We start from the raw sequence: 278 nt of genomic DNA, 5'->3' as shown, positions 1-278 counted from the left end.
CGAAGAAGCTGGTGAGGTTGCCCGCCAGGGTGCCCGGCGACCACAGATAATGCGCCTCGGACAGCAGGCGCACGCCCGAAAGGTCCAGTTCGCCCTGGCCAGCCAGTGCTTCGCGCCAGCGGCGCGGCATGTCGGCGATGGCTTCGGAGGCGCCGGTCAGCGCGCCATGCAGGGCGTATTTGGCACCGCCATGAATGATCCCCTGGGCCTTGAAGGTCTGCCCGCCGCCCAGGCGCGCGTTCTCCACCAGCACCGTCGAATAGCCCAGGGCGCGCAGC

Annotated in this window: 1 protein-coding gene; it reads right to left on the bottom strand. The window is 69.4% G+C overall.

The genetic code is table 11. The annotated features are described in order from the left end of the window. The coding region (locus IU459_RS40370; RefSeq protein WP_228839079.1) for a hypothetical protein at nt 1–278 on the bottom strand (278 nt) is incomplete at both ends.

It is taken from the genome of Nocardia amamiensis (genome assembly GCF_015477605.1).
GTDB classification, from domain to species: domain Bacteria; phylum Actinomycetota; class Actinomycetes; order Mycobacteriales; family Mycobacteriaceae; genus Nocardia; species Nocardia amamiensis_A.
Note: the sequence above shows the minus strand (reverse complement) of the source record. Positions and strands in the feature narration are given on the sequence as shown.